We start from the raw sequence: 20,580 nt of genomic DNA, 5'->3' as shown, positions 1-20,580 counted from the left end.
AACAGATCCATGAGCACGACACACGTTGACAGCAGCCGCGAGGCGGCACGCGCCCCCCGAGACGAGGAGCAGAGCATGAAGGTCTGGGTCGACCGCACCCTGTGCGAGAACCACGGGCAGTGCGCCATCGCCGCACCGAACACGTTCGAGATGGACGAGGAGGGCATCCTCCAGTACACCGAGGGCTTTCCCGCGGGCGAACTGGAGTACATCGAGGACGCCATGGACGTCTGCCCGGTCCAGGCGATCTTCCTCAAAGGGGACCAGTGAGCCGTGAGTGAGCACCAGGAACCGCGCATCGTCGTCGTCGGGGCCTCCATGGGAGGGCTCCGGGCCGCCGAGCAGCTCCGCGCCGCCGGTTGGGACGGGGCCATCACCGTGGTCGGCGAGGAGGTCCACCCTCCCTACAACCGGCCACCCCTCTCCAAGGAGCTGCTGGCGCATCCCGGCTCGCCCGAGGACGCACTGGCGACGGTGGCACTGCGCCAGCGTCCGACCATGGAGACGGTGGACTGGCGGCTGGGCGTCCGGGTGGTGGCCAGTGACCTCCAGGGCCAGACGGTGACCCTGGCCTCGGGGGAGCAGCTGGCCTATGACGGCCTCGTGATCGCCAGCGGCATCCGGCCCCGCCGGCTGCACGTCCCCGGACCCACGGTCGGTCGCCACGTGGTGCGGACCCTCGAGGACGCCCTCGGCCTCCACCGGCAGATGCGCCCCGGAGCCCGCGTCGTGGTCGTCGGCTGCGGGTTCATCGGCTGCGAGGTCGCGGCCACGGCCCGCGAGCTGGGATGCGAGGTCCACCTCGTGGAGGGATCCCGTGGCCCGATGCACCGGGTCCTCGGCGAAGAGGTCTCCGTCATCATGCGCGACTGGCTGGTCGGCCGGGGGATCCAGATCGTCACCGGGCACTCGGTGGAGGAATACCTCACCGCCGAGGGCATCCAGGACGACGGTGGCCCGGCCCTCGCGGCCGGGGTGCGCCTGGCGGACGGGACCGAGATCCAGGGGGACGTCGTGGTCGAGGCCGTGGGCTCGGTGCCGAACACCGAGTGGCTGGAGGGCAACGGACTGGACCTGACCGACGGCGTCGTCGTGGACGATCGCCTGCGCGTGGCCGGGGCGGGGCACACCGTCGCACTCGGGGACATCGCCCGGTACCAGGACCCGTGGGCCGAGGGCGAGATGCGCCGGGTCGAGCACTGGCAGGGTGCCATCGACATGGCCAAGACGGCGGCCAGGACGCTCGTCGCGGACCTCACCGGTTCCGAACCGCCGGCAGCCTACGCGGCCGTCCCCAGCTTCTGGAGCGACCAGTTCGGCATCCGCATCCAGGGCATCGGCGCACCCCACCGGGCCACGGGCCTGGCGGTGCTCGAGGGATCACTCGACGCCGTCGAGGACGGCGTGGTCATCCGCTACGACCGTGACGGCCTCGCGGTGGGTGTCGTGACGATCGGCCTGCCGGCCGGGCGTCTCGTGCACTTCCGCAAGCTGCTCGGGCAGCCCACCCCGATATCCGACCGGACGGCCGAGACCGTCGGCGTCGCCTCCTGACCCCTGCGGTGCCCGTCCGGGCTCCGCTGAACAGATCGGAAAGACCATGACTGACACCATCGACCGCACCGTGGGCGTCGAGCCCCACCTGGACCTGCTGGACCACACCGCCAGGACCAACGGCTGCAACCTCACCGAGCTCTACCAGGAGCGCGTGGGCACCCTGCTCCAGGACAACGACGCCTTCGCCCGGCACCAGCAGGCGAACCTGGCCGAGGAGACGGTGGCCCGGATCACCGAGCAGATCGAACGGTCCGGGGTGAAGTACCTCTACTACATGCTCCCCACCCTGCACTCCCGGACGGTGGCCAAGATGGTCCCGGCCAAGCACATCGTGCGCAACCTGGAGAAGGGCATCAGCTTCCATCGCACGGCGTTGTCCGACCTGCAGACCGACATCTTCGGCAACCTGATCGGCGGTGGGGTCGAGGCCAAGGAGTTCGTCGCCCTGCCCCAGGCCGAGACCTTCCAGCAACTGCCCTGGGACCCCGAGATCGGCCGGATCTTCTGCGCGGCCTACGAGCCGCCGCACCTGCCGGTCGTGGGGGGGCGCCCGCTCGCCGTGGACGCGCGGGCGAACATGCACCGCACCCACCAGCTGCTGAAGGACACCTTCGGGCTGACCATGAAGTCCGGCACCGAACCGGAGATGACCTGGCGCGGGGACACCATCAAGCCCGTGCTGGTCCCCGGCCACAGCCCCGCCTACCAGGTCGAGAACCTGGAGACCATGCGTCCGATCTACAAGCGGATCGAGGAGTACGCCGATGCGCTCGGCTTCGACATGATCGAGGGCGACTACGAGGACCAGGGACAGATCGAGCTCAACTGGAACTTCGACGACATCGAGCTGACCGCCGACCGGCTGGTGACCTACCGGCAGATCTGCTCCCAGGTGGCGCGCGAATTCGACGTCGAGGCCAGCTTCATGCCCAAGCCGTACCTGGGCTCCATGGGCAACGGCTGCCACCACAACATCAGCCTGTGGGACCAGGAGGGTGAGAACACCTTCATCATCGACGGCGTCCAGGAACTGCACATGTCCCAGTTGGGGCGGTGGGCCATCGGGGGCATCCTGAAGCACGCCCCGGGCATGATGCTCGTGATGGCCAGCACGGTCAACTCCTACAAGCGCTTCTGGGACCCGGGCCAGTTCGCCCCGGCGCGGGCCGACTGGGGCCTGGACGACCGCGCCAGCCTCGTGCGCATCTCGGCCAACGGCCGCGCCGAGGTCCGCGTGCCGGACGCGGCCGTCAACCCCTACCTGTCCCATGCCCTGCTGGTCGCCTCGATCGCGGACGGCATCGGCAACCGGATCGAGCCGCCGGCGCCGGGCGTGCGGGGCGAGGCCCTGCCGTTGTCCCTCGGTGAGGCCATCGAGGCGTTCCGCACCGATGAGTACATCCAGCGCAGCCTGCCGCAGGACCTGGTCCAGTTGCTCCTGGACACCAAGTCCGACGAGTGGGCCCGCTATTGCGGCGCGGTCACCGAGTGGGAGTACCAGCAGTACTGGCAGGCGATCCCGTGAGCCGGACGACTCACCAGGACGCCGTGGCGGTAGCGTCGGCGGGCGCCCTGGAGCGGGGAGTGCTCCGCCTGGCCTGTATCGACTCGGAGGCGCACCCGTTGTTCGACCTCTCACCGGACGGAGGACGGACGAGGACCGGTTACGAACCGGACGCGGCGGCCCTGGTCGCCCAGGAGGCCGGGGTGTCGATCGAGTGGACGGTGCTGCCGTGGGACCAGATGCTCACGGCCGTACGGGACGGGCGTGCCGACGCCGTCTGGTGCGGCCAGGGGATCATCCCCTCCCGCCAGGAGCAGGTGGACTTCACGCGACCGTACGCCATCTTCAACGAGTCGGTGCTGGTGCGTGCAGACGACCCGGCGCAGGGCCCGGAGGACTTCTCCGGGCGCCGGGTCGCGGCGATCGAGGGCAGCGCCAACATGCGGCTCGCGGAGACCTTCCCCGGAGCGGTCCTGGTGCCGTTCGCCTCCACGGACGACGTGTTCGGTGACATGATCCGTGCCGTCCGGGACGGGAGCGTGGACGCGATGGTGGACGACGACGTCGTGACCGTGCCCCTGGGTGAGGACCCGGACTTCCGGATCGCCTTCACCGCACCCACCCGCAACCCCTGGGGGGTGGGCGTGGCCAAGGACCGGCCGGACCTGCTGCGGTTGCTGGACGAGGCGCTCGCGCGGGTCATCGCCTCGGGCCGCCTCGAGGCGGCCTGGGACCGGTGGATGCCGCACCTGCCCTTCCCCCAGCCGCTGCACGAGGGCAGGCCGTCATGAGCGGGCAGGTCCACCCCGACGAGGCGCGGCCTCCGCTCATTGCGGTGCCGGCCATGTGGTCCGACCAGATCCGGGGCCTGCGCTTCTCCGGTTCCGTGGTGGCCAACGCCGTGCTGGAGGCCATTGTCCGGGCCGGTGGCGAGCCCGTGCTGGTCTTCCCCGGCCGTGCCTTCAGCCGGTGGGACCTCATCGACGGCCTGGTGCTGCCGGGCGGTTCGGACATCCAGCCGGGGCGCTACGGTCAGCCGGCCGCCGAGGGGCTGACCCTGACCGACTTCCGCGGACAGGACGACGCCGACGCCCGGGCGATCGCCTGGGCCGAGCAGTCCGGGGTGCCCAGCCTGCTCATCTGCCGGGGCATGCAGCTGTGGAACGTGGAGCGCGGAGGCACCCTGGTGCAGCACTGGCCCACCGAGGCGCTGCAGCACACCGGCACCGTCCACGACATCGTGGTCGACCCGGCCAGCCGCCTGGGAACGGCCCTGGGCGGAGCCTCCGGGGTGGACGTGTCGAGCTACCACCACCAGGCGGTGGACCGCATCGGGGACGGGCTGGAGGTCGTCGCGCGTGCCCCCGACGGATGCGTGGAGGCGCTCGAGGACCGCAGCCTCGAGATCGTCGCGGTCCAGTGGCATCCCGAGGACCGCGCGCGGACGGTGCACACCGACCAGGCGCTGTTCGACTGGGTGGTGGAGGCCGCCCGCAACCGCCGCGATGCCAGGGCAATTCCCGGCCACGCCCGGGGGGCCGCGCCGACGCCGTATCGTCAGCATCAATCGACCCGGCCGCTCCGGCCCCGACGACAGGAGGACCCGGTCGCATGACCGCCACCGACGACCTGGTACTGAGGCCGCAGGACGTCCTGCCCTCGCCCCTGGAACTGCCGCACGCGGACGTGGACATCGCCGTGGTGGCCCAGCTGAACCTCCCGGGCCAGACGGAGGAGACGTACGGGCTGCTCCAGCGGTTCACCCGGCTCACGCTCGAGGAACTGCGCGACGCGGGGGCCCGGCCCGCGCTGGTCGACGTCAGCGCCGAGGAGGAGCCGGACTACGAGCTCATCCGCCGCGCGCACGGGGTCATCGTCCTGGGCGGTGGCGATGTGGATCCCGCGTTCTACGGCGTCCACGAACCGATCCCGAACGAGTTCGGCCGTGATCCCCGCTCGGACGAGCGGCAGCTGAGGATGATCCAGGGCGCCATCGAGGACGACGCGGCCCTGCTGGCGGTCTGCCGCGGCTCCCAGCTGCTGAACGTGGCGTGCGGGGGGACGCTGGTCCGGGACCTGCAGCCGGGGACGCTCCACCACGGTACCGAGGGCGCGCCCATGTTCCTCGACGAGCAGGTCGAGCTGGCGCGGGACACCCGACTGCATCAGGCCTACGGGCGTGAGCGGCTCACGGTACGCAGTGGCCACCACCAGGCCGTCGACCGCGTCGGGGACGGACTGCGGGTCGCGGCCCGGGCCCTGGACGGTGTCGTAGAGGCGACGGAGCGCGTGGACAACACGTGGATCGTCGGCGTGCAGTGGCACCCCGAGGACAGCGATGGCGCCGGAGACGACCGGTTGCTGCTCTTCAACGCCTTCCTGGATCAGGCGCGGGCCCGGTCCCGTTCCCGGGTCTGATCCCGCCGCGCCCTCAGGCGGACCGCTCCGCGCCCCACTGCACGGCCAGCGTCGGCACCCGGGTGGGCAGGCTCATCCGGGTGCCGGTCTCCGGGCCCTGCGGGAGCCGGTCGCCGGGCAGGTAGTGCGCGGAGTTCGAGCAGACGATCCTGTCCTCGGCGGTCACCAGGGCCACCGCGACGTCCAGTCCCCGGCAGCGGGACAGCACGATGCGCTCGAGGGTGCTGACCGGGATGTCCGCGCCGGCGACCCCCACGAACACCCCGCCGCCGGTGATGGGCACCGTGGCGGTGAGCACGTAGTCGTCCACGCCCAGGTAGTCCAGGTAGGGCCCTGCCAGCGTGGGGCCACCCGTTCTGCGCGGGGTCTCGAACCAGGGCAGTCGCATGAAGTCGTAGTACTCGGTCGAGTCGGTGTCGTAGACGAATCCGTACGGCTCGAACCCGCCCGCCTGGCTGCGCACCTGCCACTGGATGAGCTGCTCGGCGATGGCGATCCGGTCCGGGTCGAAGATGAAGCCCGCGCCATCGGCCATCCTCCGCCGCGACAGCAGGCCGATGGCCTGGTCCCGCATGGCCCGCAGCTGATCGTCGTCGAACGGGCCCACCCGGTCCGTGCCCCCGACGGGGCCGGGGGAGGCCACCGCGGCCCGTACGGCCTCCGCCATGTGCTCCAGGTCGGCGTACAGGTCGTCGAACTCGGTGGCCAGGGATTCACGCAGGGACCTGACATCGTCAAGCTCGGTCATGGGATCCGTCCTCCTGGGCTCCGCGCAGGGCAAGCGTCAGCTTCTGGTCGATCATGTGGAAGGTGTCCGCCGCGATCCGCCGGCCGGTCACCAGCGCCGCCGCCTCCGCGTCCCTGCGTTCGAGGGCGTCCGCGAGCTGTTGCAGGGGTTCCAGGGCCGTGCGGTGGTCGCCCGGGGAACCGACGGGCGCCCACAGCAGCTCACCGATCTCCAGCTGCAGTTGCAGCTCCAGTCCGAGCAGGCGCCGGGACTGCGCCATCACGGCCAGCTCCAGCCAGATGCGGCTGTCCGCGCGAGCCCTGGCCGCAGGGTCCTGTGCTGCGGCCAGCGCGCTGACCAGCCTGCGAAACCGCTCCAGGTCGCTCTCCACGGCCCGCGACGCCGCCAGCCGGGCGCTCGCGGTCGAGACGGCCGCCCGATGATCGCCGATGTCACGGAGCTCCACGACGGACAGGGCGGAGAGCCGCTCCCTCATCGCGCCGGTGGAGACCTCGGGCAGCGACACCACGAACGTGCCCCCATGCCTGCCCCGGCGGGTGTCCACCAGGCCCTCGGCGCGCAGGGTGGCCAGCGCGTCGCGCACCGTGGTGGGTGAGACGCCGAAGGACTCGGCCATCTCGAGCTCGCTGGGGAGGCGATCACCCTCCGTCAGCAGTCCCACGGACATGGAGTCCCGGAGCCGGTTGGCGATCGCCTCGGCACGGTCGACCTCAGGCAGGGCGCGGTAGATGTGGTCTCTCAAGGCAGTGCGGTCGGCGATCACGCGCACCGGAGCGGTCGGCGCGTGGGCCGGGTCCAGGCCACTCGACTCGGAAGCCAACCTGTTCCTCTCGGTAGACATGTCGACGGGGGTGCGGTCCGCCGCGGGAGTCCGAGGGCGACGGGTGGGTACCACCGAGGATAGGTCATGGGCGGAGCCCGCCTGCCGTGACCGGCCGTGCGCGCGCGGTGGGCGGGACGCCTCTGAACGTGGCAGAAGATCCGAGTAAAAGAATACTCGTAGAGGATAAGTTTCGTCGAGGGGCGAGCGAACGGCCGGAGCGACCCCCGGGGTCACAGCCCGCGCAGCTGGCGCATCATGGGTCGACGGGCACGGCGGTCGGGCTCCCCGGAGGCCGTTGATCCGGGCCCTATCTAAACACCATGAACAGATGTTATGTTGGGCGCACGCCGCCTGTGATGCCGGTCACGCGCGGCATTCCCGTGTGCAGCGCCCCAGCCTTCGATGAAACGGAGCCCCTCCATGCCGACCACCTATGAAACCCTCGACCCGTCATCCAACACGGTCGTCGCGCGCTTCGACGCCGCGGCCGATGACGAGGTGCAGGCGGCGCTCGAGGCAGCCCACGGGGGTTACCCGCGGTGGCGCGAGACCCCGTTGGGCGAGCGTGTGGCCATCCTGCATCGCGTGGCCGGGATCTATCGCGAGCGCGCCCAGGAGCTGGCCGAGCTGATCACCCTGGAGATGGGGAAGCAGATCGACCAGGCGCTGGGAGAGATCGCGGTGTCCGCGGACATCTTCGACTACTACGCCGCCAACGCCGAACAGTTCCTCGCACCACGCCGCCTTCCGGTGGGCACGGGCACGGCTGAGGTCCACCTGCAGCCGACGGGCGTGCTGCTGGGGATCATGCCCTGGAACTACCCGCACTACCAGGTCGCCCGCTTCGCCGCTCCCAACCTGGCGCTGGGCAACACCGTGCTGCTCAAGCACGCCGCCAACTGTCCGCAGTCCGCGCTCATCATCCAGGACATCCTCCGCGATGCGGGGCTGCCCCGCGAGTGCTACATCAACCTCTTCGCCACGCATGACCAGCTCTCCACCGTGATCGCGGACCCCCGGGTCCAGGGGATCTCACTGACGGGCAGCGAGAGGGCGGGAGCCATCGTGGCGGAGCAGGCGGGCCGCCACCTGAAGAAGGTCGTCCTGGAGCTCGGCGGGTCCGACCCCTTCATCGTCCTCGACGACGTCCGCCTGGAGGACACGATCGAGGCGGCGGCGAGCCGGCGGTTGGCGAACGCGGGTCAGGCCTGCACCTCGCCCAAGCGGTTCATCGTCGTCGAGGAGGTCTACGACCGGTTCGTCACCGGGCTCAAGGAGCGCTTCACCGATGTCCGCGTGGGGCACCCGGCGCAGCGTGACACGGGCCTCGGCCCGGTGTCATCCTCGGCGGCCCGGGATGAACTCGTGGAACAGATCGAGGACGCGGTCGCCCAGGGGGCCACACTCCACGTGGGCGGCGAGGCACGCGGGGAGGGGTTCTTCCTGACACCGGCCCTGCTCACCGACATCCCGCGGCAGAGCCGGTTGTGGCACGAGGAGGCCTTCGGGCCGGTGGCGTCCGTGTACAAGGTCGCCGACGCCGACGCTGCGGTCGAATTGGCCAATGACTCCCCCTATGGGCTGGGCGCGGCGGTCTTCGGTGCCGATCCGGTGCAGGCCCAGGACGTCGCCCGGCGCCTCGACGTCGGCATGGTCTTCATCAACAGCAACACCGAGTCAGAACCGCACCTGCCCTTCGGGGGAGTCAAGCGCTCGGGCTACGGTCGTGAGCTCGGCCCCCTGGGCATCGAGGAATTCGCCAACAGGAAGCTCATCCGGGTGTCCGATCCCCTGGCCGGCTGAGCCTGCCGCGGGCGGGGTCGGACACCTGTTCCCCGGGCCTGGACGACAGGCCGGACCCGACGTCCGGGTCCGGTCCGTCGATCTCCGTGCGTCCGGGGACGGGCGATGGTGGACGCCTGGGTGAAGCCGCCGGTCCGCTCGCGGAATATGTGAGCCCCTCCGGGTGTTTCAGGCGGGCGGTGTTAGAGCCAGCTCTCCTGGCCACCCCCTGCCGCATGTGAGGAGACCCCGATGGCCACCGATTACGACGCGCCACGCAAGAACGAGGACGAGCTGTCCGAGAGCTCGATCGAGGAACTGAAGAGCACCCGCACGGACACCCAGTCCGCGGCCGTCGACGTCGACGAGACGGAGGCCGCCGAGGGCTTCGAGCTGCCCGGCGCCGACCTGTCCGGCGAGGAACTGATGGTCCGGGTGCTGCCCGCCCAGGCCGATGAGTTCACCTGTGCCTCCTGCTTCCTGGTCCGCCACCGGTCCCAGGTCGCCAAGGAGAAGAACGGCATGCTCTACTGCACCGACTGCGAGGGCTGAGCGGCCCCGCTCACCCCGCCGCGGCACTCAGCGCGACCGGGACTCCAGTTCCTCCACGGCGTTGACGGCGGCGAACCGCGACGGACAGTGGTGGTAGGCGACCGTGCGGGGGACGTCCCAGGCATCGCCCCGGCCGGCCCGGCGTACCTCGTCATAGAACGAGGACAGCCAGAACCTGTGGGTCTGGCTCGCCGGGTTGTAGTCCCCCGTGCCGTCGTTCATCGCGCTCCCGCACACCTGGCTGCGCAGCTGGAAGGTATCGGTCTGCGTCAGGTCCAGGCCCGCGGCCTCCAGGTCTGCCTCCCAGTCCTGGGTGAACACCATGCCGCTGTCCCGGACCACGGTCAGGAACTCCCAGTCGGGATTCACGGTCCGGGTCCATTCCGGGGCGGGGGCGGCGGCGGTCACGGTGACCGTGGGCTGCGGCTGGGCCGTCGCGCTGCCCGTGGCGCACCCGGAAGCGGCCAGCACGGCGGATGCCAGGACGAGGACCATGACGGTGCGGTTGCTGGACTTCACGAACGCGGTTTCCTCTCGGACAGATGGGTGCCTGGCGCTCCGGTCGCATAATGGTTCCGTCCATCGCGGCGCCGATGGGCGAATGGGCAGCGGGGCACGACTGAAGACATGCGCAGACGCCGTCCTGACCTGGGCAAGGACGGCCCGTCGCGCCACCATGGCGCGCCGATCACCACGGTATGGAGGTGCCCGCACGGTCACACGCGTGCGGGGTACCCGACTGGCACGTGGGTATGCTCCAGGGGCCGAAGGTGCCCATGTCATCACCTGTCATCACCGGGGTTGTCCTGCCGGTGGGTCACGTCGGAGGGCCTGCCGCGCCGGAGTCCCGGGTGGGCGTGCTCGGCGCCGGCACTGCGTCGGGGTCCCGTCCACCCCCGGACCGGGTGGCGGTGGCCGGAGCCTCATCTTGATCGGCCGTGGCGGGCGCCGGTGCGGCAAGCACCTCGATGACCACGAGCGCGAGCAGCACGAGGAGCAGGACGGTCACGATGACGGCGGGGCTCGGCCGGTCCATGACGATGACGATGAACGCGCCCAGGGCGATGACACCGATCCGCAACGGGCGACGGTAGGAGGCCAGCGCGTGGCCCACGCGCTCCCCGGCCAGGCCTCCCGGGCGACCGGTCGCGGCGCGCAGGCCGTCGAACCCGGAGGCGATGCCCCTGCGCAGGGTGGTGGCGGCGACGGACGGGCCGGTCAGGTAGGCCGCCGTAGCGAGGACGAGCGCCAGCACGAACACGGCGCGCATGCTCGTCCGCAGGAACCGGACGACGGTGTCGAACGCCGCCGCCGCAGTCTCCCGGGGCAGCAGGTCCGGGGGGATGGATCCCAGGTACACCTCCCGGGCGATCAGCACCGCCGTCCCCAGCAGGAGCATCCCCGCCGCGACCCCCAGTCCCGCGCCGATCGCCGCGCGGCGGCGGCCGCGGGCGAGCAGGATGCCGCTCGCGAGCACGGCGAGGGCGACGAAGGGCAGGGCCGCGCCCAGCGCGTTCAGCACCGCGAAGGCGCGCTGGGCGGCGGGGAGGTTGGGCAGCTCGAAGAGGACGAAGGACGTGTGGACCTCCGGGATCCGTGCGGCCACCCCGATGCCGCGGTCGACCAGGCGCTCTTTGACGACCTCGACGAACGGTGCGATGTCGAGCGCCACCTGGCCGTCGGTGATCTCCACACCCTCACGGGTCTGGCCGGTGAGGGTGGCGACGAGCTGGGCGTGCACGGCCCGGTTCGCTTCCGCCCACACGGTGGCGAACCGGTCAGAGGAGACGACCCGCAGGACCTGGTCCTGCAGGAAGGTCTGGACGCCCTCGGTCATCGGCACGGCCAGTCCGGTGATGCGGTCTTCAACCCGGGGCGGCAGGTCGGTGCGAGCGGTCAGGGACTCCAGCGCGGTCTGGGTCACTCCTGGGACATCGAGTTCCTCGAAGACCCGCGCGGTGATCGTCCGGGACAGTGCCTGTTGCAGGGCCGGGTCCTCGATGAGGGGTCCGACGGTCTCGACGTAGGCGTCCGTGTCGGTGACCTGGGTGTCGAGCCAGGTCGCCACGACCGACAGCGGCGCGAGGATGGAGCCCAGGATGATGAGGATCGTGGCGCCGATCGTGCGGAGCCGGGACGTCCAGCCGGCGCCCGGCCGGGTGGCCGTCCCGGTGCTGGACTCCTGGGCGGCCCGCAGCGCCGCGACCTCGGCGCGGAGCCGGATCAACTCCTCACGGTCGGACGCCGACTGCTCGGTGCTCATCGCCCCTCCCCGGATCGTCATGGGCGGCACGCCGGCCCGTCACGCATTCCCTGTGCCGCTCGGTTCCTGGAGGACAGTGTGCGCTCCGCGGCGGAACGGCCACGGTCCTGTCACCCTCTCCGGGGGAGGCCGTCCAACGACGCCGTGGTCCACGCCTTGACACTGACACCGCCGCAGACAGAAGGTGTGCTCCTCGTGCGGGTGACGACGCAGGACTCCGTCGCTCGGCCTTTCGATAGGAGCACGTCATGGTCATCCTGCATACCGTGATCGCGATCGTCGTGATCGTCGTGCTGATCATCTGGCTGAAGGTCGACCCGGTGATCTCCCTGGTCATCGGCTCGCTGTACCTCGGCCTGGCGACCGGCGTGGGTTTCACCGCCACGATCGAGGCGATCGCCAGCGGTTTCGGCGAGATCATGGCGGAGGTCGGGCTGCTGATCGGCTTCGGCGTGCTCATCGGCGCGCTGCTCCATGCGATGGGTGCCTTCCAGAAGATGGTGACCCTGCTGGTCAACGGCGTCGGGGCGCGGCGGCTCCCGTACGCGTTGACCGCGGCGATGTCGACGATCTTCCCGTCCATCTACGTGGACGTGCAGGTGGTCCTGGCCGCGCCGGTGGCGCGGTCGACCGGCCCCTACATCGGCCCGATCGGACTGCCGCTCATGGCCGGTGCGCTGGGAACCGGGATCTTCGCCGGGTACGTCTTCGTGGTCCCCGGCCTGGCGGCCGTCTCCATCGCCGGACTGATGGGTATCCCGCTCGGCACCTGGCTCCTCTACGGCTTCGTGCTCGGCCCGCTGACCGCGATCGCGACGACCCTGGTCTTCCGGCAGCTGCTGCGCGGAGGGTACTGGAAGCAGCCCAGGGACGAGAGGGTCGACGCGGCCATGGTCGAGCTGGAGACCACCGAACTCGTCACGGAGGACAGCCGGACGCCCCCGCTGTTCGTCAGCCTGCTGCCCATCCTCGTGCCGCTGCTGCTGATCGCCTTCGGCGCCTTCGCCGAGCTGTTCGGGTTCTCGAACGACGTCATCGCCTTCCTCGGCAACGCCAACCTGGCGCTCTTCATCGGCCTGCTCGGTGCCTACCTGCTCTGCCGCCGCGTCCTCGGGGCGGACGGGACGGGGGCGGCGATGAGCGAGGGATTCCACACCACCGGTGAGATCCTGCTCATCACCGGCATCGGTGGGTCCCTGGGTGCGGTCATCGGGGAGACCGGACTGGACACGATCATGGCGGGGCTCTTCACCGCCGAGGCCGGGGCGCCGGCCATCCTCAGCATCCTGCTGGCCTGGTGCATCGCCGCGGCGCTTCACCTGGCGATCGGTTCCGTCTCGGTCGCCGCGATCACCGCCGCCGGGATCATCGGCCCGGTCCTCGGCTCGATCGACGTCTCACCGATCGTCATCGGCCTCGCCATCGCCTCGGGTTCCATGTTCGCCCTCCAGGTCAACAGCAACTTCTTCTGGATGTTCAAGGCGCTGCTCGGGCTGTCCACGCAGGGCACCTTCAAGACGCTGACGATGGTCACCTCGATCGCCTCGGTCGTCTCCCTGCCCCTGGTCATGGCGGTGGCGCTGTTCGCCTGAGCACCGGCCGGTCCGCGACTCAGGCCGTGGCAGCGCGTGACGACCGGGAGCAGGCCACCGCCCAGGTGCCGCGCCGGAAGGCTGCCGCCGCCGTTCCCGGGACCCGTTCACTCCGGCCCGGGGCCACCGAGGAGCTGCGCGGCCAGGCTGCGGGCGCGGGCGAGCCGGGCCTGTGAACCGTCGAGCCCGCGATGCGCCACCGCCCCCTCCAGCAGCAGGAACAGGTGCTCGGCCAGCTGGCCCGGCTGGGAGACGCCCGGGTCCTCGGCGACGAGCTCCTCGAGCCGCTCTCGGACCAGCCACTTGTGGCGGCGCACGACCTCGTAGGCCGGGTGGGATCCCGGCAGCTCGGCGGCCGCGTTCAGGAACGCGCAGCCCCGGTCGGACGTCGGGGCGTCGTCGAGATAGGAGTCGAACACCGTGAGGGCCCTCGGCCGGGGAGCCGCCTCGATGCGCTGCGCCCACAACGACCACCACTGGTCGTGCCTGCGCTCCAGGTAGGCGGCCACGAGCGTGTCCTTGGAACCGAAGCGGTCATAGAGGGTGCGCTTGGTCACGCCTGATGCGGCGGCGATCGTGTCCACGCCCACCGCGTGGATCCCGTGCCGGTAGAAGAGCTCGGACGCGGTGTCGAGGATGCGGAGGGCGCCCGGCGTGAGCCGCACCTGCGGATGTTCGGCTGTGCCCACGGTCCCTCCCTTGACTTCACCGATCAGTATACCTAGTGTCGTGACACCTTCACCGATCTGTGAACAACACGGGGGCTCGCCACCACGGTCCCTCACCCCTCCGACCAGGCGAGGACTCCACATGAGCTCCCACACCCTGAAGCCCCGGTCCGGCGTCGGCCCCTCCCTGCTCTCGCCCACCCGTGCCCTGGCACTGGCCGCGGCCGGGATGAGCCTCATCGCCGTCTGTTACGGTCTGGCCCGGTTCGCCTACGGCCTGTTCGTGCCGGCCTTCCGGGAGAGCTTCGCCCTGGACGCCTCCGCAACGGGGGTGATCGCCTCGGGCAGTTACGTCGCCTACTGCGCGGGCATCCTCACCGCCACACTGGCCACGCCGTGGTGGGGTGCCCGGCGAACGGCCGTCCTCGCCGGCGTGCTGGCCACGCTCGGCACCGCCCTGATCGCCCTGACGCCGGGGGTCGTGCTCCTCGTCGCGGGCGTGCTGCTCGCCGGAGCCAGTACCGGTCTCGCCTCGCCTCCGCTGGCCCACGCCATCGCCCGGCGGGTCCACCCCGGGGCGCGCAACCGCCTGCAGACGGTCGTGAACGCCGGCACGGGACTGGGCGTGCTCGTCTCCGGCCCGGTCGCCCTGCTGGCGGGCGAGCACTGGCGGGTCGCCTGGTGGGTCTTCGCGGGGGCGGCGGCCCTGGTCACCGCATGGGCCGCCGTGGCGGTCCCGTCCGGCCCCCGGCGGGCCGCCGCGGGGGTCCCGGTGCCGCGGCGGGCGCCGCCGGGAGGCGGGCGACCACCCGCGGGCGCCGCACACCTTCTCCTGGCGGCTGCGGTGGTGGGGGGCTCGAGTGCCGCCACCTGGACCTTCGGGCCGGACCTGTTGACGAGCGACGGCGGCCACGGCCAGGCGTTCGCCACGCTCGCGTGGATCGTCCTCGGGGCCTGCGGGCTGCTGGGGGCGGTCACGGGTGATGCCACGCAGCGCTTCGGACTGCGCACCGTCTGGGCGTGCTCCCTGGTGGCCCTGGGCGCCGCCACGGCCGTCCTCGCCGCCGCCCCGCAGGACCCGGTCGTCGCCCTCCTCGCCCACGAGGCCTTCGGCGGCGTCTACATCGTCCTGACGGGTGTCCTGCTCCTGTGGGGCGCCCAGGTCTTCGGGCGCGAACCGGCGCGGGGCGTCGGGCTGGCGTTCCTGTTCCTCGCCCTCGGGCAGGGCGGTGCCGCCCCGCTGCTCGGGGTCCTGGCCGACCAGGCCGGTCTGCCGGCGGCCTTCTGGGCGGCGTCGGGAATCGCCCTCCTCGGCCTCCTGGTCCCGGCCGGGGGTCAGGCCCCCAACCGGTCGGCCGGGGTGCGCGGCAGCACCACGGGGTGGCCCAGCAGCGGATCGGGCACGACGTCGGCGTCCAGTCCGTAGACCTCCTCCAGCAGGGCGGGGGTCAGGACCTGCCCCGGTGGGCCCGCCGCCACGACCTGGCCGTGGGCCATCGCCACGACGTGGTCGGCGCTGCGGGAGGCCAGGTTCAGTTCGTGCAGCACCGCGACCACGGTGGCCCGCTGCCCGGCCACCGTGGGGTCCGGCAGGGAGCGGACGAGGTCCATCAGCTCGACCTGGTGGGACAGGTCCAGGTAGCTCGTCGGCTCATCCAGCAGCACCACGGGGGTCTGCTGGGCCAGGACCAGGGCCAGCCAGGCGCGCTGCCGCTGCCCGCCGGAGAGCTCCGAGACGTCCGTCCCGGCCAGCTCCACGAGGTCGGCCAGCTCCAGGGCCCGGGCGATCGCCTCGGTGTCGGTGGACGTCCGGGCGCCGAACCAGCCGCGGTGCGGGTGCCGCCCGCGGTCCACCAGCTGTTCGACGGTCATCCCGTCCGGGGCCACCGGGGACTGGGGCAGCAGGGCCACGGTGCGCGCGTAGCTGCGCGCGGGCCAGTGCTCCGCGGACCGGCCGAGCACCTCGAGGGTGCCGGTCAGCAGCGGCAGCTGGCGGGTCAGTCCGCGCAGCAGGGTCGACTTGCCGCAACCGTTGGCGCCGATGATGGCCGTGGTCTGCCCGGTCGGCAGGTCCAGGTCCAGGGCCTGCCCGGGGCCGACCACCACGCGGTCGCCGTAGCCCAGGGTCACCCCGCGCAGGCGGATCGCGGGTGGGGGACCTCCCGGTGAGGGCGGGCCCGCCGTGGTCCCGTCCGTGGCCTCCGGCACCGCACGCGCTCCTGACTCCGTGTCCATTCAGCTCCTCCGTCCGGACCGCACCAGCAGCCACAGCATCAGCGGCGCACCGGCCGCTCCGGTCAGCACACCCGTCGGCAGCCGGGCCCCGCCGAAGGCCTCGGCGGCCAGGAAGTCCGCGGCCACCACGATCACCGCGCCGCACAGGGCGGCGGCCGGCAGGGACGGGCGCCCGCCGGTCAGCCCGCGGGCCACGGGGGTGGACAGCAGGGCCACGAAGGCCAGCGGGCCCGTGGCGGCGGTGGCCGCCGCGGCCAGCAGCGCGCCCACCGTCAGCGCCCCCAGTCCGGTCCGCCCGGGCCGGGACCCGAGCCCGTGGGCCAGTTCCCCGCCCAGGTCCGCCGGGGCCAGCCGGGCGTGCAGCATCCCCCCGGCCGGCAGCAGGACGACCAGCAGCACGGCCAGCACCACGATCCGCTCCCACGTCACGGCGTTCAGCGAGCCCGCCGTCCAGATGGCCGCGGACTGCAGGTCGTGCTGGTTCAGGGACAGCATCACCCCGGACAGCACGGCCTGGCACAGCGTGGCCACGGCGATGCCGGCCACGATGAACGTCGTCCCGCCCAGCGCGCCGGCGAGTCCACCGGACCCGGCGGAGGTGCCCCCGCCCAGGCGCCCGCCGGAGCGCCCGGCGGTCGAGAAGCCCAGCACCACCGCGGTCGCGGCCAGCCCGCCGACCAGGGCTGCCACCGCCATGCCGGCCCCGCTGCCGGACCCCGGGCCGAACGCCAGCATCCCGACGGCGGCCACGGCGGCCCCCTGGGTCACCCCCAGGATGTCCGGGCTCGCCAGCGGGTTGCGCAGGGTCCGGCGGAACAGGGCGCCGGCGGCGCCGAACCCGGCCCCGGCCAGGGCGCCGGCCACGGCCCGCGGCAGCTTCTCCTGCAGCACGATGAACGAGGCCCCGGGAATGGTCTCACCGCCCAGGATCGCGAGGAAGTCGGGGATGGTGACGGTGTACCCGCCGAGCAGCACGCGCACGCCCATCCCCAGCACCAGCGCGACGGCCAGGGCCAGCGTGACGGTCACGAGCCGGCGCCGGGACCCGGACTGCAGGGCGCGCACGGCGGCCAGCGCGTCCGGGGCCGCGGAGGAGCCCGGCCGCCCGGCCGCGGCCCGGGTGGCCTCACCCGTCGGGGCGCTCACAGGGACACCGCCCTGCGGCGCAGCAGCACCAGGAGCACGGGCACCCCGATCAGCACGGTGGTCACGCCCACGTGGATCTCCTGCGGGGCGATGACCACCCGGCCGGCCAGGTCGGCCGTCACGAGCAGGACGGCGCCCCACAGGGCACAGCCGACCACGAGCACGCGGGTGGAGGCCGGGCGGAACCGGCGCAGGGCGTGCGGGACGAGCAGGCCCACGAACACCACGGGCCCGGCCAGGGCGGTGGCCGCGGCGGTCAGCAGGACGGTCGCGCCCAGCAGCGTCATCCGCAGCCGCTCGGGACGGGAGCCCAGCCCGTGGGCGAGCTCGTCGCCGAGGGCCAGGGCGTCGAGACCGGGAGCGGCCACGAGGACCATGAGGATGCCGACCACGACGACCGGGGCCAGCCACGCCGCGTCCTCCAGGGAGGTCCGCGCCACCGAGCCGACCGTCCAGAACCGGAAGCGCTCCAGGACGGCGGGGGAGAGGATCAGCAGGGCGCTCGTGGCCGCGGTGCAACCGGCCGTGACGGCCGCCCCGGCCAGCACCAGGGACAGCGGGCCGGGGGCGGCACCGGTGCCGGCGCCCAGCCGGGAGGCCGCGGAGGCCACGGCGTAGACCACGACGGCGGCCAGCACCGTCCCGAGGATCGCCAGGACCACGGCGGTCCCCAGCCCGGACGGCAACCCCGCCCCGAGCCCGAGGGCCACGGCCAGCGAGGCGCCGGCCGTCAGGCCCAGCAGGCCCGGGTCGCCCAGCGGGTTGCGGGTGGCTCCCTGCAGGGCCACCCCGGAGACGGCCAGGGCGGCGCCGACCAGGATCGCGGTCACGGTGCGCGGGATGCGGGAGAGCACGGCGGCCGCGTCGATGTCCCCGGGGGCGGTGCCGGCCCCCGTGAGGAGGCCGGCCAGGGTGTCCACCGTGGTGGAGGGGTCCACGGAGCGGGCCCCGAGGGCCAGGGCGGCCAGGCACGCCAGCACCAGCACGACGGCGGGGGCCACCAGGAAGGTGACCGGCCGCCGTCGTGCCGGGCGGGGTGCAGGGGGTCGCGACACCCCGGCCGGGGCGGGGGAGGGCCGGCCGGCGCTCATGCCGCGCCCCGACGGGACGGGGGGTGGCTACTCAGGGGAGCCGCCCGCCTTCTGCGCGGCCTCGGTGATCTTCGGCAGGGCGTTCTCCAGCGCCCACGGGATGGACAGCGGGGAGGACGCCGAGATGGACAGGACCTCCTGCTCGTCGGTCTGCAGGACCAGGGTCCCGTCCTGGACCGCCGGGATCGAACCCAGCAGCGGGTCGTCGGCGATGGCCTGGCCCACGGACTCGTCCGCGGCGGAGGAGACGAAGATGTCCGAGTCGAGTTCGTCCGCCCGCTCCGGGGACCAGGTGATGTAGAACGCCTCCTGGGCGGCCTCGTCCTCGGCGACCACCGGTGCCAGGTCCATGCCGAGCGCGGAGAGGAACTTCGGGCGGTTGTCCGTGGCGGTGAACAGGTAGACCTGGTCCGCGGCGGCCGGGTCCACGGTGCCGTAGAGGAAGGTGGTGCCGGCCAGTTCCGGGTGGTCCTCGGCGGCGGCAGCCAGCTGTCCCTCCACGTCGGCCACGACCTGCTCGGCCTCGGCGTTCTTGCCCAGGGCCTCGCCGATGATCCGGGTGGAGTCCTGCCAGGGGGTGCCGAAGGCCGCGGTGCCCTTGGGATAGGCCACGACCGGGGCGATCTCGGAGAGCTTGTCGTACTGCTCCTGGTCGATGCCGGAGTAGGTCGCCAGGATCACGTCCGGTTCGGTGGCCGCGATCGCCTCGTAGTCGATCCCGTCCGACTCCGAGTACTGCTCGGGAGCCTCGGCGCCGAGCTCCTCCAGCTTGGCGTCGAACCAGTCCGTGGACTTGTTCTCGTTGCCGCCGTACTCCGTCGCGGCCACGCCCACCGGCACCACACCCAGGGCCAGCGAGATGTCCTGGTTCACCCAGGAGACGGTGGCCACGCGCTCGGGCTGGGCCGGGATCTCGGTCTCACCGAAGGCGTGCTCGATGGTGCGGGGGAAGGCCGCGTCGGCGCTGCCGGCATCGGCGGCCGTGGCGGCGGGCGAGGTCGGCTCGGACGAACCCCCCGCCGGGCCGGTGGAGCAGCCGGCGAGCAGGGTGGCGCCGAGGGCGAGGGAACCGAGGACCAGGGCGCGGCGCCGGGTGGTTCCGGCGCGCGGGGAGACGGGCGAGGTGGGGGAAGAGGACACGTCGGGTGGCCTTTCGAGAGTCACAGGAGGGCCTGCGGACGGACCGGCAACGGTGTGGAACCGGCGGGCGAGGACGGTGCCGGAGACCAGGTCAGGTCATTTGCCAACATCGCTATTGCCTATTTCCCGGAGGTTAGCCTAGCCTAACCACGTGGTGCAAGAAGCCGTGCGGGGCTTCGCCCACGTGGTCGGGTCCATGGTGGACGTGCCCAGTGACCGCGCCGGTCGCATTCCTCTTCCGGGGCCGGCGTGGTCACTGGCCACACCCGCGCCGCGAGGGACCGGGGCCGGCGTGCGTGCGGTGCGCGCGGGCCGGAGCGACTAGCGTGGAGCGGGTGAACACCCAGCATCCCGCCCGCGATGACCACGGCGCCCAGGTCTCCTCCATGTTCGACGGCATCGCCGGCCGCTACGACCTGATGAACCTCGTCATGACCTGGGGTCAGGAGCCGCGGTTCGTGCGCCGCACCGTGGAACGGGCCGAGCTGCCGGAGGCGCCCGTCGTGCTGGACCTGGCCACCGGCACCGGGGACATCGCCCTGGAGGTGCTGCGCTCCCACTACGGGGCCCGGATCACCGGGGCGGACTTCGCCCCCGAGATGATGGAGGTCGGCAAGGCCCGGCCCGGTGGTGACCAGATCACCTGGGTCGAGGCGGACGCCATGGACCTGCCGTTCGAGGATGCGTCCTTCGACGCCGTCACCCACGGGTACCTGCTGCGCAACGTGGCCGACATCCCCACCACGCTGGCGGAGCAGTTCCGGGTGCTGCGGCCCGGCGGGAGGATGGTGGCCCTGGAGACCTCCCCGGCACCGGAGAACATCATCAGGCCCTTCTCCACCGCGTACATCAAGCACGTGGTGCCCCGGTTGTCCCGGCTGATCACCGGCGACTCATCCGCCTACGAGTACCTCTCCGCCACCACCCGCGGCTTCAAGACCCCGGCCCAGATCCAGGACCTGCTCGAGGACGCCGGCTTCGTGGACGTGGGCCACGAGACCCACCTGTTCGGAACGATCGCGATCCACTGGGCGACCAAGCCGGCCTGAACCGCACCACCG

The 20,580-nt window shown here is 72.2% G+C and carries 20 protein-coding genes; 11 read left to right on the top strand and 9 right to left on the bottom strand.

Annotated elements, in window-relative coordinates; all coding sequences use genetic code 11:
* Positions 1 to 9 precede the first annotated feature (9 nt).
* The 6 genes from PLJ28_RS00315 to PLJ28_RS00290 are packed head-to-tail and all read left to right on the top strand — an operon-like array spanning position 10 to position 5,479.
* Positions 10 to 270 carry a ferredoxin gene (locus tag PLJ28_RS00315; protein WP_255459755.1) on the top strand — a complete coding sequence of 87 codons (261 nt, stop codon included), beginning with the start codon at positions 10 to 12 and terminating at the stop codon, positions 268 to 270.
* 3 nt (positions 271 to 273) lie between these two features.
* Entirely contained in the window at positions 274 to 1,554 is a 1,281-nt protein-coding gene (locus PLJ28_RS00310) for an NAD(P)/FAD-dependent oxidoreductase (RefSeq protein WP_221243824.1), read from the top strand.
* A gap of 46 nt (positions 1,555 to 1,600) precedes the next feature.
* On the top strand, positions 1,601 to 3,082 hold the full coding sequence (locus PLJ28_RS00305) for a glutamine synthetase family protein (protein ID WP_324589801.1): 1,482 nt from the start codon (positions 1,601 to 1,603) through the stop codon (positions 3,080 to 3,082).
* On the top strand, positions 3,079 to 3,852 hold the full coding sequence (locus PLJ28_RS00300; protein ID WP_298043477.1) for a substrate-binding periplasmic protein: 774 nt from the start codon (positions 3,079 to 3,081) through the stop codon (positions 3,850 to 3,852). The genes PLJ28_RS00305 and PLJ28_RS00300 overlap by 4 nt, the downstream gene beginning before the upstream one ends.
* Positions 3,849 to 4,676, top strand: coding sequence for a gamma-glutamyl-gamma-aminobutyrate hydrolase family protein (locus tag PLJ28_RS00295; protein ID WP_298043478.1), 828 nt, complete (start codon positions 3,849 to 3,851; stop codon positions 4,674 to 4,676). Before PLJ28_RS00300 ends, PLJ28_RS00295 begins: the two co-directional genes overlap by 4 nt.
* Positions 4,673 to 5,479, top strand: coding sequence for a gamma-glutamyl-gamma-aminobutyrate hydrolase family protein (locus tag PLJ28_RS00290; protein ID WP_298043479.1), 807 nt, complete (start codon positions 4,673 to 4,675; stop codon positions 5,477 to 5,479). The genes PLJ28_RS00295 and PLJ28_RS00290 overlap by 4 nt, the downstream gene beginning before the upstream one ends.
* 13 nt (positions 5,480 to 5,492) lie before the next feature.
* Here PLJ28_RS00290 and PLJ28_RS00285 read toward each other — a convergent pair whose 3' ends face one another.
* Together PLJ28_RS00285 and PLJ28_RS00280 are read right to left on the bottom strand one after the other, a co-directional pair.
* Positions 5,493 to 6,227, bottom strand: a complete 735-nt coding sequence (locus tag PLJ28_RS00285) for a PDC sensor domain-containing protein (RefSeq protein WP_298043480.1) — start codon at positions 6,225 to 6,227, stop codon at positions 5,493 to 5,495.
* The gene (locus PLJ28_RS00280; protein ID WP_298043481.1) at positions 6,214 to 7,047 is read right to left on the bottom strand and encodes a FadR/GntR family transcriptional regulator; all 834 of its coding nucleotides are present in this window, start codon (positions 7,045 to 7,047) and stop codon (positions 6,214 to 6,216) included. Before PLJ28_RS00280 ends, PLJ28_RS00285 begins: the two co-directional genes overlap by 14 nt.
* Before the next feature lie 423 nt (positions 7,048 to 7,470).
* Here PLJ28_RS00280 and PLJ28_RS00275 point away from each other — a divergent pair, with 423 nt between their 5' ends.
* Positions 7,471 to 8,853, top strand: coding sequence for an NAD-dependent succinate-semialdehyde dehydrogenase (locus tag PLJ28_RS00275; RefSeq protein WP_298043482.1), 1,383 nt, complete (start codon positions 7,471 to 7,473; stop codon positions 8,851 to 8,853).
* 231 nt (positions 8,854 to 9,084) lie between these two features.
* Positions 9,085 to 9,384: a DUF4193 domain-containing protein gene (locus tag PLJ28_RS00270; RefSeq protein ID WP_298043483.1), complete on the top strand. Its 300-nt coding sequence runs from the start codon at positions 9,085 to 9,087 to the stop codon at positions 9,382 to 9,384.
* A 27-nt stretch (positions 9,385 to 9,411) separates the two neighbouring features.
* Here PLJ28_RS00270 and PLJ28_RS00265 read toward each other — a convergent pair whose 3' ends face one another.
* Together PLJ28_RS00265 and PLJ28_RS00260 are read right to left on the bottom strand one after the other, a co-directional pair.
* On the bottom strand, positions 9,412 to 9,903 hold the full coding sequence (locus PLJ28_RS00265) for a hypothetical protein (protein ID WP_298043484.1): 492 nt from the start codon (positions 9,901 to 9,903) through the stop codon (positions 9,412 to 9,414).
* Between the two features lie 298 nt (positions 9,904 to 10,201).
* Positions 10,202 to 11,647: a hypothetical protein gene (locus PLJ28_RS00260; protein ID WP_324589800.1), complete on the bottom strand. Its 1,446-nt coding sequence runs from the start codon at positions 11,645 to 11,647 to the stop codon at positions 10,202 to 10,204.
* A gap of 248 nt (positions 11,648 to 11,895) precedes the next feature.
* Here PLJ28_RS00260 and PLJ28_RS00255 point away from each other — a divergent pair, with 248 nt between their 5' ends.
* On the top strand, positions 11,896 to 13,239 hold the full coding sequence (locus tag PLJ28_RS00255; RefSeq protein WP_183529725.1) for a GntP family permease: 1,344 nt from the start codon (positions 11,896 to 11,898) through the stop codon (positions 13,237 to 13,239).
* A 107-nt stretch (positions 13,240 to 13,346) separates the two neighbouring features.
* Here the strand turns inward: PLJ28_RS00255 and PLJ28_RS00250 are convergent, their stop codons facing one another.
* A complete protein-coding gene (locus PLJ28_RS00250; protein ID WP_298043486.1) occupies positions 13,347 to 13,928 on the bottom strand; it encodes a TetR/AcrR family transcriptional regulator in 582 nt (193 codons plus the stop codon).
* A gap of 121 nt (positions 13,929 to 14,049) precedes the next feature.
* Between PLJ28_RS00250 and PLJ28_RS00245 the strand changes: the two genes are divergently transcribed.
* Positions 14,050 to 15,333, top strand: coding sequence for an MFS transporter (locus tag PLJ28_RS00245; protein WP_324589799.1), 1,284 nt, complete (start codon positions 14,050 to 14,052; stop codon positions 15,331 to 15,333).
* Here PLJ28_RS00245 and PLJ28_RS00240 read toward each other — a convergent pair.
* From PLJ28_RS00240 to PLJ28_RS00225, 4 genes are all read right to left on the bottom strand, one after another.
* A complete protein-coding gene (locus PLJ28_RS00240) occupies positions 15,243 to 16,142 on the bottom strand; it encodes an ABC transporter ATP-binding protein (protein WP_324589798.1) in 900 nt (299 codons plus the stop codon). The two genes, PLJ28_RS00245 and PLJ28_RS00240, sit on opposite strands and share 91 nt — an antisense overlap.
* Positions 16,143 to 17,288: a FecCD family ABC transporter permease gene (locus PLJ28_RS00235; RefSeq protein ID WP_298043494.1), complete on the bottom strand. Its 1,146-nt coding sequence runs from the start codon at positions 17,286 to 17,288 to the stop codon at positions 16,143 to 16,145.
* Complete coding sequence (locus tag PLJ28_RS00230) at positions 17,285 to 18,289, bottom strand: FecCD family ABC transporter permease (protein ID WP_298043496.1); 1,005 nt, start codon at positions 18,287 to 18,289, stop codon at positions 17,285 to 17,287. The genes PLJ28_RS00235 and PLJ28_RS00230 overlap by 4 nt, the downstream gene beginning before the upstream one ends.
* Before the next feature lie 117 nt (positions 18,290 to 18,406).
* Positions 18,407 to 19,519: an iron-siderophore ABC transporter substrate-binding protein gene (locus PLJ28_RS00225; RefSeq protein WP_324589797.1), complete on the bottom strand. Its 1,113-nt coding sequence runs from the start codon at positions 19,517 to 19,519 to the stop codon at positions 18,407 to 18,409.
* 335 nt (positions 19,520 to 19,854) lie between these two features.
* Between PLJ28_RS00225 and PLJ28_RS00220 the strand changes: the two genes are divergently transcribed.
* Positions 19,855 to 20,568, top strand: coding sequence for a ubiquinone/menaquinone biosynthesis methyltransferase (locus tag PLJ28_RS00220; protein WP_298043500.1), 714 nt, complete (start codon positions 19,855 to 19,857; stop codon positions 20,566 to 20,568).
* The last annotated feature ends 12 nt before the right edge of the window (positions 20,569 to 20,580 follow it).

It is taken from the genome of Citricoccus sp., assembly GCF_035445025.1.
GTDB lineage: Bacteria > Actinomycetota > Actinomycetes > Actinomycetales > Micrococcaceae > Citricoccus.
Note: the sequence above shows the minus strand (reverse complement) of the source record. Positions and strands in the feature narration are given on the sequence as shown.